Below are 14,592 nucleotides of genomic sequence, written 5' to 3'. Positions count from 1 at the left end.
TCAGAATATTGTAATAAGGAGTGTAGGAAATGGACTACAAAGATACGTTATTAATGCCGAAAACGAATTTTCCAATGCGTGGAGGATTACCGAATAAAGAGCCAAAAATCCAAGAAGAATGGGATGCTAATGATATTTATCAAAAAGCATTAGACAAAAATAAAGATAACGAACATTATATTTTACATGATGGTCCACCATATGCAAATGGTAACTTACATATGGGACATGCGTTAAATAAAATTTTGAAGGATTTTATTACGCGTTATAAAACAATGCAAGGTTTCTATACACCATATGTTCCTGGTTGGGATACACATGGGTTACCAATCGAACAAGCGCTTACTAAAAAAGGTGTTAAGCGTAAAGAATTATCAATTGCTGAATTTAGAAGAAAATGTGAAGCATTTGCGTTAGAACAAATAGAAAATCAAAAAAAAGATTTTAAACGCCTTGGTGTTAAAGGAGATTTTGCTGATCCATATATTACATTAAAACCGGAATATGAAGCTGCACAAATTCGTTTATTTGGTGAAATGGCTGATAAAGGTCTTATTTACAAAGGTAAAAAACCAGTTTATTGGTCACCATCTAGTGAATCATCACTTGCTGAAGCAGAAATTGAATATCAAGATAAGCGTTCGCCATCTATTTATGTAGCATTTGATGTTAAAGATAGCAAAGGTATTGTTGATGAAGGTGCAAAATTCGTTATTTGGACTACTACACCTTGGACATTACCATCGAATGTTGCGATCACAGTACACCCAGATTTAATTTATGGTCAATATAATGTGAATGGTGACAAATATATCATCGGTAAAGACTTAGTTGCTAATGTTGCTGAAGCATTAGGATGGAACGAAGATGCCATTGAATTAGAAAAAGAATTCAAAGGTAGTGACTTAGAGTATATCGAAACACAACATCCTTTTGTTGATCGTATGTCACTCGTGATTAATGGATTACATGTGACAACAGATGCTGGTACAGGGTGTGTCCATACGGCACCTGGACATGGGGAAGACGACTTTGTAGTAGGTCAAAAATATAACTTGCCTGTTATTAGCCCTGTAGATGATAAAGGTGTATTTACAGAAGAAGCCGGTCAATTTGAAGGTATGTTCTACGATAAAGCGAACAAAGAAATTACAGATTTATTAAAAGAAAATGGTTCATTATTAAAATTAGAATTTATTACTCATAGTTACCCACATGATTGGCGTACTAAAAAACCTGTAATTTTCCGTGCAACACCACAATGGTTTGCCTCTATTGATAAAGTACGTCAAGATATTTTAGATGCAATCGAAGATACACACTTCAAGGTTGATTGGGGTAGAACTCGTATTTATAACATGGTAAGAGATCGTGGCGAATGGGTTATATCACGTCAACGTGTTTGGGGTGTACCATTACCAGTATTTTATGCGGAAAATGGCGATATTATTATGACTAAGGAAACTGTTAATCATGTTGCAGATTTATTCCAAGAACATGGTTCAAATGTATGGTTTGAGCGAGAAGCTGCAGAGTTACTACCTGAAGGGTTCACACATCCAAGCAGTCCAAATGGTGTGTTTACAAAAGAAACAGATATCATGGACGTTTGGTTCGATTCTGGATCATCACACCGTGGTGTATTAGAAGAACGTCCGGAACTATCATATCCTGCTGATTTATATCTAGAAGGTAGTGACCAGTACCGAGGTTGGTTTAACTCTTCAATTACAACTTCTGTTGCTACGAGAGGAATTTCACCATATAAAATGTTACTTTCACATGGATTTGTGATGGATGGTGAAGGTAAAAAGATGAGTAAATCATTAGGTAATGTTATTGTACCTGATCAAATCGTCAAACAAAAAGGTGCAGATATTGCGCGTCTTTGGGTAAGTAGTGTAGATTATTTATCAGATGTGCGTATTTCTGATGAAATTTTAAAACAAACTTCTGATGTATATCGTAAAATTAGAAATACCTTAAGATTTATGTTAGGTAATTTAAATGATTATAATCCTTCAACAGATGCAATTGCAGAATCTGAGCTATTAGAAGTAGATAAATATTTATTAAATAGATTACGTGAATTTACTGCGAATACGCTAGACAATTATGATAATTATGATTATTTAGATATATATCAAGAATTACAAAATTTCATTAACGTTGAATTAAGTAATTTCTATTTAGATTACGGTAAAGATATCTTGTACATTGAAGAGCAGAATGCACATAAACGTCGCAGTATGCAAACAGTGTTGTACCAAATTGTAGTAGACATGACAAAATTATTAGCGCCTATCCTAGCGCATACGTCTGAAGAAGTGTGGTCACATATCCCACATGTAGAGGAAGAAAGTGTTCATTTAACACGTATGCCTGAACGTGTAGCAGTTGATACTGAATTCATGGAAAAATGGAATACATTTATGAAATTGCGTGACGATGTGAACCGTGCTTTAGAAGTTGCGCGTAATGAAAAAGTAATTGGTAAATCATTAGAAGCCAAAGTGGTAATCGGTAGCAATGATAACTTTGATGCGACTACATTTTTACAACAATTCTCTGACTTACAACAATTATTTATTACTTCACAAGCGGAGGTAGTTGATAAAGTTGAAAATGGAGAATCATATCAATATGGTGATATCCACATTGAACATGCTCACGGAGAAAAGTGTGAACGTTGTTGGAACTATAGTGAATCATTGGGTTCAGTAGGTGAATTAGATAACCTATGTCCGCGTTGTCAAGCAGTAGTTAAAACACTTGTTTAAATATTGATAAATGTTAAAGTAAGAACATGGCAAATACGTTATTCATAAAATATTAAACGGTTTTGTTCTGATGTATTTAAATAGAATTATAAAAAGTGCGATATGTATTTTTACATTAAAACAAGTTATGACTAATATTTTTGAAAAACCTGAGACATCAGTACGATGTCCCAGGTTTTCTTTTCGCTAATATAAAAATGAAACGAGTTATTTCACGAATCCAAAAGTAAGATTAAAATGAGCATATTAAAATTTAAAATTAAATAAATCAGATATAATGGATGCAATAAGCAATTAGAAAGGTGTTAAATATGTTCCATAACGAAAGTGCCCATTTTGTAAATGGCATTATATTAAATGTAAGAGATAAAGATGAAATGAAAAAATTTTATGGAGATATTATTGGATTAAATGTAGTAAATGAATCATATTCTACAATTCAATATGAGGTTGGTAATCTGAATCACTTCATGACACTTAATCAAATCAATATGGGAAGAGAACCTCTTGTTTCAGAAGCAGGTTTATTTCACTTAGCGATAAAATTACCATCTAAAACAGACTTAGCAGACTTGCTTGTGCAATTCAGTGAATATAAAATACCTATCAATGGTGGCGAACACGACATTTCAACTTCATTATATTTAGTAGATACGGAAGGAAACGGCTTGGAGTTTTATGTAGATAATCCCATTGATGAATGGTCTATTGAAAATGAAAAAGCAGTTTTAGAAACAAAACCATTAAATGTACCTAAATTACTAACTTATGTCTCAGATGAGAAGTGGCAAGGTATTCCTGATGAAAGTATTATTGGATATATAAATTTAAAAACAATTCGATTAAATAGAGTTAAGCAATATTATAAAAATTACTTTGGTTTGGTACCTTCTTCTGTAGAAACTGACAGTGCGGTTTATTTAGCTTCAAATGGTTATCACCAACATCTCGTAGTGAATAATTGGTTATCAAGTGTAAAACGTATAGAAAATCATAGAACTTATGGTTTAGCGTGTGTAGATTTTCATTTTCCAGAAACAACACATAAATTATTAGCTGGACCTGATGGTATTCAATTTAGGTTTAATTATTATTCCGTACTCTAGAATAATGTCTATTTTAATAACATTTTAAAAAATCAACTTATTATTTGAACTGTAACTTTTTTTATAAGTTTGATTAGGATATAATGAGAGTTGTTGTAAAAAGCGACCGCACGAAGAACAAATAGGAGGTACAGACATGAAACGTCAGTACTATATTGGTATTTCTATATTTATAACAATTGTTATACTTATATTAGATCAAATCACAAAATTTATAATAACTAAAACAATGCAAATTGGTGACTCATTTGAAGTAATCCCTAATTTTTTGAGTATCACTTCACATAGAAATAATGGTGCAGCATGGGGAATTTTAAGTGGAAAGATGGCTTTTTTCTATATTATAACTGTCATTATTCTGATCATACTCATTGTCTTTTTTATAAAAGAAGCGAAGCATAATTTGTTAATGCAAATTGCTATAAGTTTATTGTTTGCTGGTGCTTTAGGTAACTTTATTGACCGCGTATTAAATGGTGAAGTTGTAGACTTTGTTGATACTTATATATTTAGTTATAATTTTCCAATATTTAACGTAGCTGATTCTAGTTTAACTATAGGCGTCGTTTTAGTAATAATCGCATTATTAAGGGATATGAGGACAGAAGAATAGGAGAGATAGTGTATGGAATTTCATGAGTTTAATATAGATGACCCAGCTAATGTAGGACAACGAATAGATAAATTATTGCCTGAATTTAATACTGAATGGTCACGTACTCAAATGCAAGATTGGATTAAAGAAGGCCTGGTTAAAGTCAATGGTAAAGTGATAAAATCCAATTATAAAACTAAGTCAAATGATAAAATTATAGTAACTGAGAAAGAAATTGTTGAGGCAGATATTAAACCAGAAAATCTTAATCTGAATTTTTATTATGAAGACGATGATGTCGCAATTGTATATAAACCTAAAGGGATGGTAGTACATCCATCAGCAGGTCATTATACGGGTACATTAGTAAATGGACTAATGTATCAAATGAAAGACTTATCTGGTATAAACGGAGAGATACGTCCAGGAATTGTACATCGTATTGACAAAGACACTTCCGGGTTATTAATGATTGCAAAAAATGATGTTGCACATCGTAGTTTAGTAGAGCAGTTGATAGATAAATCAGTAACGCGTAAATATATTGCATTGGTACATGGTAACATTCCACATGATTATGGTACTGTTGATGCACCTATTGGTAGAAATAAGAATGACCGCCAATCTATGGCTGTAGTTGATGATGGTAAAGACGCGATTACTCACTTTAATGTATTAGAACATTTTAATAAATATACGTTAATAGAATGTCAGTTAGAAACAGGCCGTACTCACCAAATTCGTGTGCATATGAAATACATTGGTTACCCTTTAGTAGGAGATCCCAAATATGGTCAGAAAAAAACATTAGATATTGGTGGTCAAGCATTGCATGCTGCAGTAATCGGTTTTGAACATCCAGTTACACAAGCGTATATTGAAAAGACAGCACCTTTACCAGAGGAATTTGAGCAACTCTTAAATGATGTTCGTAAATCTGATAATTAATAATGCTTTGCTAAGTTATATCGTGAATTTTAGATAATACCATGATATATAAATAGGATTGGAACAGAAATCTAATTTTATTAATTAGATTTCGTTATCTCACCCCAACAAGGATGACTAGAAGTGAAAAAATGATTTAAAGGCAAACGATCGCTTTTATAAAACGAACGATATTCTAATATAGACTTGCAACGATATGTTATTCATGATAATATAATGACAGTTTAATAAAGAACGAACGTCTTTAATTGAAAGTCCAGAGAGGCTTCGAAGACATGTAATGAAAATAGAATATACAAACAAAGTATTTAAGTTATAACAATAGCTAAAGCCATCGTAGTTTTTCGTAAAACGCGATAAAAGTCATAATCACAAGTACAAAAATGGTTATGATGGAGAAATCATCTAAGTTTTAGATATGTCTCTACATTTTGTTTGTAATATTTTATTACGCTACCTCATGTCTTCTGAAGATGTGAGGTTTTTTAATATCATTAAGATTAAGGTAGGTGCCCAAAATGTCAGAACGCGTAATTATGGATGAAGCAGCAATACAAAGAACCGTTACACGTATTGCACACGAAATCTTAGAATACAACAAAGGTACTGATGAATTAATTTTATTAGGCATTAAAACAAGAGGGGCATTTTTAGCACGACGTATCCAACAAAAAATTGAACAAATTGAGGAAATAACTGTCCCAACAGGTACGATTGATATTACACAATTTAGAGATGATTTAGAACAGACAATAGATCAAGTTGCAGAACAGACGTATGAAATTGATGTCAATATAACAAATCAAGTCGTGATTATTGTGGATGATGTTCTATATACTGGGCGTACAGTTAGAGCATCGCTTGATGCAGTACTTCAATATGCAAGACCTAGTAAAATAGGATTAGCAACGCTTATTGATCGTGGACATAGGGAGCTTCCAATACGCGCAGACTTTGTTGGTAAAAATATACCGACCGCTAGAGAAGAAGCTGTCTCGGTTTTTCTTAGTGAAATAGATAGTAGAAATGCAGTTGTAATTGAATAAATCAACACCTTTTAATTCAGTACGAGAGACTGAAAAAGGGAAGAGAATCATGTGGAAGTCAAAGGCAAGTTTCTAGGAAGCCACACTTCAAAATATAGTTATATTATAAAAACATATACTATAGATTCTCTCCATATCATCTGAACTTAATTTAAGCTAAGTATTCAAACAGCAATGCTAACGATTTAAGTCGTAATGTTGTTTGAACAAGCTGAATTTTGATTTGAGGATAGATACTTTTTAAGTCTCTTTACATGAAAACAATGTAAAGGGACTTTTTTTATGAGAGGAAGCGGAAAGTCATGGAAAATGAAACAATGTTTGAACGGACAGCTAAACCAGTATTAGATGTACGAGATAAACCTAAGTTAGGACAATGGGCATTTCTAAGCACTCAACATTTATTTGCAATGTTTGGATCGACTGTCCTCGTACCATTTTTAACTGGATTACCGATATCATCTGCTTTACTAGCATCAGGGATAGGGACATTATTATATATATTAATTACACAAGCGAAAATACCCGCATATTTAGGTTCAAGTTTCGCATTTATCACACCAATCATAACTGGATTGAATTCACATAGCTTAGGTGACATGTTAGTAGCATTGTTTATGAGCGGAGTGATGTATGTGCTTATTGGATTAGCTATTAGGTTAAGTGGAACAGGGTGGCTTATGCACTTACTTCCCCCGGTTGTTGTTGGACCAGTTATTATGGTGATTGGTTTGAGTCTGGCTCCTACTGCAGTCAATATGGCGATGTTTGAAAATTCAGGAGATATGAAAGGCTATAACTTAAGTTATTTAGTAGTAGCAATGATTACGCTGCTGGTGACGATTATAGTTCAAGGATACTTTAAAGGTTTCTTGTCCCTTATACCTGTATTAATCGGCATTATAACGGGGTACATTGTGTCAATATTTATGGGGCTTGTTAATTTTAAACCTGTAGCTGAAGCAAAATGGCTGCAACTTCCTGAAGTGTACCTACCATTTAAAGATTACACACCATCATTTCATCTAGGTTTAGTACTTGTCTTAATACCAATCGTTTTTGTGACAGTTAGTGAGCACATTGGACATCAAATGGTGATTAACAAAATCGTAGGAAGAAATTTCTTTAAAGATCCAGGATTAGACAAATCAATTATTGGTGACGGAGTGTCAACGATGTTTGCAAGTATTATAGGTGGCCCACCAAGTACAACATACGGAGAAAATATAGGTGTTTTAGCTATCACGAAAATTTATAGTATATATGTTATTGGAGGTGCTGCAGTCATCGCTATAATATTAGGTTTTGTAGGCAAATTCACAGCATTAGTTTCATCTATACCAACCCCTGTTATGGGAGGTGTATCGATATTACTTTTCGGAATTATTGCAGCAAGTGGTCTGCGAATGCTTGTAGAAAGTGAAGTTGATTTTGCAAGTAACCGAAATCTAGTCATCGCATCAGTCATATTAGTTATAGGTATTGGCAACCTAGTCTTCAATCTGAATGGTATAGGTATAAATTTAGAAATTGAAGGGATGGCATTAGCAGCATTGGCAGGTATTCTACTAAACTTAATTTTACCGCAAGAGATTGAGTCAAATAAATAAACGTCTATTTCAATACTAGGAGGCTGAAAAAATGGATAACTTACTATCAATGGAACATCTAACTACAAATGAGATTTATGAACTAATAGAAATTGCAAGTGGTATTAAAAATGGATCATTTAAACCACATAATTATGAAGACAAATTTGTAGCAAACTTATTTTTTGAAAATTCTACCCGTACGAAAAGTAGCTTTTTAGTAGCAGAGCAAAAATTAGGATTAAAACTGATTGATTTCGAAACGAGCACTTCTTCTGTTCAAAAAGGTGAGAGCTTATACGATACGTGTAAAACATTAGAACAAGTAGGTGCAGATGTTCTAGTAATTAGACATTCAGATACAACATACTATAATGATTTAAATTCACTTAAGTTACCGATTATTAATGCAGGTGATGGTAGTGGACAGCATCCAACACAAAGTTTATTAGACCTAATGACAATATACGAAGAGTATGAAACCTTTAAAGATTTAAATATATTAATATGTGGAGATATTAAAAACTCCCGTGTAGCGAGAAGTAACTTTCAAAGTTTAACCGCACTCGGTGCAAATGTGATGTTCTCAAGTCCAGAAGCGTGGAGAGATGACACTTTAGAAGCACCTTATGTTGATATAGATAAAGTCATAGAGGACATAGACATTGTCATGCTACTAAGAGTACAGCATGAAAGACATGGTGATGAAGAAACAATGAATTTTGAAAATCAAAATTATCATGAAAATTTTGGTTTGACAAAAGCGCGTTATAATCGATTGAAGTCATCTGCAATTGTTATGCATCCCGCGCCTGTCAATCGCGGTGTTGAAATAGATGATTGCTTAGTAGAAGCAGAAAAATCTCGCATCTTTAAACAGATGGAAAATGGTATGTATACACGTATGGCAGTAATTGAGTATATATTACAAACAAAGGAGGCAGCAATAAATGAAATTGCTAACTAATGCGAAAATCTTAGAAAATGGTGAACTTAAAACCACTTCAATTTTAATAGAAGGTAAAACCATAAAAAAAATTGCGTCAGACATAGAGGTTGATGCCGATGTTGAAATCATTGATTTAAAAGGACACTTTGTTGCTCCAGGTTTAGTTGATGTTCATGTACATTTGCGTGAACCAGGCGGTGAACATAAAGAAACAATTGCAACGGGAACACAAGCAGCTGCAAGAGGCGGTTTTACGACAGTTTGTCCAATGCCAAATACACGACCTGTACCTGACTCTGTTGAAAATTTAGAACGTTTAAACAAATTAATCGACGAAAATGCACACGTCAGAGTTTTACCATATAGTGCAATCACAGTTAGGCAAGCAGGTACTGAACATGTTGATTTTGAAGCTTTAGCCCAGTTAGGCACATTTGCTTTTACTGATGATGGCGTAGGTGTACAACAAGCAAATATGATGTATGAAGCTATGCAACAAGCAGCTAAAGTGAATAAAGCAGTCGTTGCTCATTGTGAGGATAATAGCTTGATATATGGCGGCGCTATGCATGAAGGGGAACGTAGTAAAGCATTAGGCATACCGGGGATACCTAATATTTGTGAAGCGGTACAAATTGCGAGAGATGTTTTGCTAGCTGAAGCAGCAGGTGCACATTACCATGTCTGTCACGTATCTACAAAAGAAAGTGTACGAGCTATAAGAGATGCTAAAAAGGCAGGAATTCATGTAACAGCAGAAGTGACACCGCATCATTTATTATTAACAGAAGATGATGTGCCTGGTGATGATGCAATTTATAAAATGAATCCACCTTTAAGAAGTAAAGCAGATCGAGCTGCACTAATCGAAGGATTATTAGATGGGACAATTGATTGTATTGCTACAGACCATGCGCCACATGCGAAAGAAGAAAAAGCACAACCAATGACAAAAGCGCCTTTCGGCATTGTTGGTAGTGAAACAGCATTTCCATTATTGTATACACACTTTGTAAAAAATGGTAACTGGTCATTGCAACAATTGGTTGACTATTTAACGATTAAACCATCTCAAATATTTGATTTACCTTATGGAAGATTAGAAGAGGGCGGTTTAGCTGACCTTACTGCCATTAATTTAGAAGACGAGAAAGAGATTAGGGCAGAAGATTTTGCGTCAAAAGGGTCAAACACACCATTTATAGGTGAAAAAGTATACGGAACTCCAGTATTAACATTGGTAGAAGGTGAAGTTAAATTTAAGGAGGAAAAGTAATGTTGCAAAAACGCTATTTAGTTTTAGAAGATGGAACATATTATGAAGGTTATCCATTAGGATCGGACCATTTAACGAAAGGCGAAATAGTATTTAATACGGCTATGACTGGGTATCAAGAAACGATATCAGATCCATCTTATACAGGGCAAATTATTACGTTTACTTATCCATTAATAGGAAACTACGGAATTAATCGAGATGATTTTGAATCTTTGATACCAACATTGAATGGTGTTGTTGTCAAAGAAGCAAGCACATATCCGAGTCATTTTCGCATGCAAAAAACATTCCACGAAGTGTTAAAAGATTATGATATACCAGGTATTTCAGGTGTGGATACACGTAGTATTACTCGAAAAATTAGAAACTATGGCGTTTTAAAAGCAGCTTTTACAGATGATAAGGCAGATATTCCACAATTAATAGAAGAGTTGAAAGTAATTGAATTACCTAGAGATGAAGTGAAAACAGTGTCTACCAAAACACCATATGTCTCTACGGGTTATGATTTAAGTGTTGTACTTGTAGATTTTGGTAAAAAACAAAATATTGTGAGAGAACTTAATTTACGTGGTTGTAATGTTACAGTTGTACCTTATGATTCGACAGCAGAAGAAATTATTAGAATGTCACCAGATGGAGTCATGTTGTCTAATGGACCTGGTGATCCAGAAGAAGTCAAAGTTGCAATTAATATGATTAATGGTATTTTAGGAAAAATTCCTTTCTTTGGTATCTGTTTAGGCCATCAATTATTTGCACTTTCACAAGGCGCTAGATCGTTTAAAATGAAATTTGGACATAGAGGGGCAAACCATCCTGTGAAAGATTTAAAGAGTGGGAAAATAGCATTAACTAGCCAAAATCATGGTTATGCGATCGATAAAGATTCATTAGCCAGTACACCTTTAGAAATAACACATATAGCGATTAATGACGGTACAGTTGAAGGTTTAAGACACCAATCATTACCTGCGTTTTCAGTACAATATCATCCTGAAGCAAGTCCTGGACCTACAGATTCAAATTATTTGTTTGATGAATTTATTAAAATGATGCATGACTTTAAAGAAAAGGAGATTTTGACAAATGCCTAAACGTAACGATATTAAAACGATTTTAGTTATAGGATCTGGACCCATTATTATAGGCCAAGCTGCAGAATTTGATTATGCGGGGACACAAGCATGCTTAGCATTACGAGAAGAAGGTTATCGCGTTATATTAGTAAATTCAAATCCAGCTACAATCATGACAGATAATGAAATTGCTGACAAAGTCTACATTGAACCTTTAACGCATGACTTTATTGCACGTATTATTCGTAAAGAACAACCTGATGCGCTGTTACCAACATTAGGTGGTCAAACAGGGCTTAATATGGCGATTCAATTACATGATAGCGGTGTATTAGAAGCGAACAACGTACAATTACTAGGTACTAAATTGGCTTCTATTCAACAAGCGGAAGATAGAGAATTATTTAGAGACTTAATGAATGAGCTAGATGTTCCAGTTCCAGAAAGCGATATCGTCAATACTCTAGAACAGGCGTTTGAATTTAAAGAAGCGGTAGGGTACCCATTAATTGTGAGACCGGCTTTCACGATGGGCGGTACTGGTGGTGGTATTTGCCATAATGATGAAGAGTTTAAACAAGTAGTAACGAATGGCTTACATTACAGTCCGGCAACACAATGCTTAATTGAAAAATCAATCGCAGGTTTTAAAGAGATTGAATATGAAGTGATGCGAGATAAAAATGATAATGCCATCGTTGTATGTAACATGGAAAATATAGACCCAGTCGGCATACATACTGGCGATTCAATTGTAGTAGCACCTAGTCAAACTTTATCAGATGTTGAATATCAAATGTTACGTGATGTGTCGTTAAAAGTTATTCGTGCTTTAGGCATTGAAGGTGGTTGTAATGTACAACTGGCATTAGACCCACACTCAATGAAATATTATATAATTGAAGTGAACCCACGTGTGTCACGTTCATCAGCTTTAGCTTCTAAGGCTACAGGCTATCCGATTGCAAAATTAGCTGCAAAAATAGCGATAGGTTTATCATTAGATGAAATGTTGAATCCAATCACTAAAACTTCTTATGCTGCATTTGAACCGACGTTGGACTATGTTATTTCAAAAATCCCACGTTTTCCTTTCGATAAATTTGAAAAGGGTGAACGTGTGCTCGGTACACAAATGAAAGCAACTGGTGAGGTAATGGCGATTGGCCGAACATATGAAGAGTCTTTATTAAAAGCAATTCGCTCACTCGAATATGGCGTGCATCATTTGGGATTACCAAATGGCGAAACATACGATTTAGATTATATAAAAGCGCGTATACAAGACCAAGATGATGAGCGCTTATTCTTTATAGGAGAAGCGATAAGAAGAGGTACATCTTTAGAAGAAATACACGAAATGACTAAGATTGATTACTTCTTCTTAAATAAATTCTTGCACATCATTGATATAGAACATGACTTAAAAGTACACAAAGGAGATCTAGATTATTTAAAATTTGCTAAGAGTTATGGGTTTAGTGATCGCGTTATTGCACATCGTTTTGATATGTCAGAATCAGAAGTTTATAACTTAAGAAAACAACATAATATTTCACCAGTATATAAAATGGTAGATACATGCGCAGCAGAATTTGAATCAGCTACACCATATTACTATGGCACGTATGAACAAGAAAATGAATCCATTATCACTGAAAAAGAAAAAATATTAGTCTTGGGATCAGGGCCAATAAGAATCGGTCAAGGTGTCGAATTTGATTATGCAACTGTGCATGCTGTGTGGGCTATTCAACAAGCTGGTTATGAAGCTATTATCGTCAATAATAACCCTGAAACAGTATCTACAGACTTTTCAATTTCAGACAAATTATATTTTGAGCCATTAACAGAAGAAGATGTCATGAATATTATAAATATTGAACAGCCAAAAGGTGTAGTAGTACAGTTTGGTGGTCAAACTGCGATTAATTTAGCAGATAAAATTGAAAAGTATGGTGTGAAAATTTTAGGAACGTCACTCGAAGATTTGAATCGTGCGGAAGATCGTAAAGAATTTGAGGCACTGTTACATAAAATTGATGTGCCTCAACCTAAAGGCAAGACAGCAACGTCAACTGATGAAGCGCTCAATAATGCACGTACAATCGGTTATCCTGTAGTAGTTAGACCTTCGTATGTATTAGGTGGACGTGCAATGGAAATCGTGTATAACGATGAAGAGTTAACCAATTATATGAATCAAGCAGTGAAAGCGAGTCCGGATCATCCTGTATTAGTTGATAGATATCTCACAGGTAAAGAAATTGAAGTCGATGCTATTTCTGACGGTGAAACGGTAATTATTCCAGGGATTATGGAACATATTGAACGCGCTGGTGTCCATTCAGGTGATTCGATTGCGGTATATCCTCCACAATCTTTGACACCAAATGAACTTAAAACATTAGAAGATTATACAATTCGCTTAGCGAAAGGGCTAAATATCATAGGTCTAATCAATATACAATTTGTCATTGCACATGATGGTGTTTATGTTTTAGAAGTGAATCCTCGTGCAAGTCGTACAGTTCCTTTCTTAAGTAAAATTACGCATATTCAAATGGCACAGTTGGCCATGCGCGCTATTGTAGGTGAGAAACTTAAGGATTTAGGTTATAACGAGGGCGTTCAACCATATAGTGAAGGTGTCTTTGTTAAAGCTCCGGTATTTAGCTTTAACAAATTGAAAAATGTAGATATTACCTTAGGACCTGAAATGAAATCAACTGGGGAAGTCATGGGGAAAGATTTAACCATGGAAAAAGCATTATATAAAGGTTTGACAGCAAGTGGTATGGAAGTAAAAGATTATGGTACGGTATTGATGACCGTAAGTGATAAAGACAAAGATGAAATTGTGAATATCGCGGCTCGCTTAAATGAAGTTGGCTATAAAATATTAGCTACTGAAGGTACTGCTAAAAAATTAGAAAATAACCATATCACTGCAGAAACTGTAGGTAAAATTGGTGGAGAAAACGATTTATTATCACGTATACAAACGAATGATGTTCAAATTGTGATCAATACGATGACAAAAGGAAAAGAAGTTGAACGTGATGGTTTTCAAATTAGACGTGCCTCTGTTGAAAATGGCGTACCATGTCTAACTTCATTAGATACTGCAGAAGCATTAACATCCGTTATAGAAAGCATGACTTTCACGATGAAAAATATGTAAAATATAATTAAAAAACTGAAATAATTTTTATGCTTTA

10 protein-coding genes are annotated in these 14,592 nt (G+C 34.2%); all 10 read left to right on the top strand.

Going from position 1 to position 14,592, the window contains the following annotated elements; translation table 11 throughout:
* Nucleotides 1–29 precede the first annotated feature (29 nt).
* The 10 genes from ileS to carB all read left to right on the top strand — a co-directional run bounded on the left by ileS (nt 30) and on the right by carB (nt 14,555).
* Nucleotides 30–2,780, top strand: a complete 2,751-nt coding sequence (gene ileS / locus JG554_RS08250; RefSeq protein WP_107360191.1) for an isoleucine--tRNA ligase — start codon at nt 30–32, stop codon at nt 2,778–2,780.
* Between the two features lie 311 nt (nt 2,781–3,091).
* Complete coding sequence (locus JG554_RS08245) at nt 3,092–3,886, top strand: VOC family protein (protein ID WP_070812716.1); 795 nt, start codon at nt 3,092–3,094, stop codon at nt 3,884–3,886.
* 136 nt (nt 3,887–4,022) lie between these two features.
* Nucleotides 4,023–4,499 (top strand): signal peptidase II, encoded by a 477-nt coding sequence (lspA, locus tag JG554_RS08240; RefSeq protein WP_064209066.1) that lies wholly within the window; start codon nt 4,023–4,025, stop codon nt 4,497–4,499.
* A gap of 12 nt (nt 4,500–4,511) precedes the next feature.
* The gene (locus tag JG554_RS08235; protein WP_070658392.1) at nt 4,512–5,429 is read left to right on the top strand and encodes an RluA family pseudouridine synthase; all 918 of its coding nucleotides are present in this window, start codon (nt 4,512–4,514) and stop codon (nt 5,427–5,429) included.
* Nucleotides 5,430–5,947: 518 nt separating this feature from the next.
* A complete protein-coding gene (gene pyrR, locus JG554_RS08230; RefSeq protein WP_064209064.1) occupies nt 5,948–6,475 on the top strand; it encodes a bifunctional pyr operon transcriptional regulator/uracil phosphoribosyltransferase PyrR in 528 nt (175 codons plus the stop codon).
* A gap of 302 nt (nt 6,476–6,777) precedes the next feature.
* A complete protein-coding gene (locus tag JG554_RS08225; protein ID WP_046208695.1) occupies nt 6,778–8,085 on the top strand; it encodes a uracil-xanthine permease family protein in 1,308 nt (435 codons plus the stop codon).
* A gap of 31 nt (nt 8,086–8,116) precedes the next feature.
* Nucleotides 8,117–9,031, top strand: coding sequence for an aspartate carbamoyltransferase catalytic subunit (locus tag JG554_RS08220; protein WP_046208694.1), 915 nt, complete (start codon nt 8,117–8,119; stop codon nt 9,029–9,031).
* A complete protein-coding gene (locus JG554_RS08215; protein WP_046208693.1) occupies nt 9,015–10,289 on the top strand; it encodes a dihydroorotase in 1,275 nt (424 codons plus the stop codon). Before JG554_RS08220 ends, JG554_RS08215 begins: the two co-directional genes overlap by 17 nt.
* Entirely contained in the window at nt 10,289–11,389 is a 1,101-nt protein-coding gene (locus tag JG554_RS08210) for a carbamoyl phosphate synthase small subunit (protein WP_107360193.1), read from the top strand. The genes JG554_RS08215 and JG554_RS08210 overlap by 1 nt, the downstream gene beginning before the upstream one ends.
* Nucleotides 11,382–14,555, top strand: coding sequence for a carbamoyl-phosphate synthase large subunit (gene carB / locus JG554_RS08205; RefSeq protein WP_103161345.1), 3,174 nt, complete (start codon nt 11,382–11,384; stop codon nt 14,553–14,555). The genes JG554_RS08210 and carB overlap by 8 nt, the downstream gene beginning before the upstream one ends.
* The last annotated feature ends 37 nt before the right edge of the window (nt 14,556–14,592 follow it).

It is taken from the genome of Staphylococcus sp. 11-B-312 (assembly GCF_016743055.1).
Taxonomy (GTDB): domain Bacteria; phylum Bacillota; class Bacilli; order Staphylococcales; family Staphylococcaceae; genus Staphylococcus; species Staphylococcus ureilyticus.
The sequence above is the reverse complement of the archived record's forward strand: the minus strand, read 5'-3'. Positions and strand labels throughout refer to the sequence as shown.

Excerpts from the sequence above, each read along its gene's own strand:
- ileS (WP_107360191.1), top strand. The coding sequence starts at position 30 with ATGGACTACAAAGATACGTTATTAATGCCGAAAACGAATTTTCCAATG.
- JG554_RS08245 (WP_070812716.1), top strand. The coding sequence starts at position 3,092 with ATGTTCCATAACGAAAGTGCCCATTTTGTAAATGGCATTATATTAAAT.
- lspA (WP_064209066.1), top strand. The coding sequence starts at position 4,023 with ATGAAACGTCAGTACTATATTGGTATTTCTATATTTATAACAATTGTT.
- JG554_RS08235 (WP_070658392.1), top strand. The coding sequence starts at position 4,512 with ATGGAATTTCATGAGTTTAATATAGATGACCCAGCTAATGTAGGACAA.
- pyrR (WP_064209064.1), top strand. The coding sequence starts at position 5,948 with ATGTCAGAACGCGTAATTATGGATGAAGCAGCAATACAAAGAACCGTT.
- JG554_RS08225 (WP_046208695.1), top strand. The coding sequence starts at position 6,778 with ATGGAAAATGAAACAATGTTTGAACGGACAGCTAAACCAGTATTAGAT.
- JG554_RS08220 (WP_046208694.1), top strand. The coding sequence starts at position 8,117 with ATGGATAACTTACTATCAATGGAACATCTAACTACAAATGAGATTTAT.
- JG554_RS08215 (WP_046208693.1), top strand. The coding sequence starts at position 9,015 with ATGAAATTGCTAACTAATGCGAAAATCTTAGAAAATGGTGAACTTAAA.
- JG554_RS08210 (WP_107360193.1), top strand. The coding sequence starts at position 10,289 with ATGTTGCAAAAACGCTATTTAGTTTTAGAAGATGGAACATATTATGAA.
- carB (WP_103161345.1), top strand. The coding sequence starts at position 11,382 with ATGCCTAAACGTAACGATATTAAAACGATTTTAGTTATAGGATCTGGA.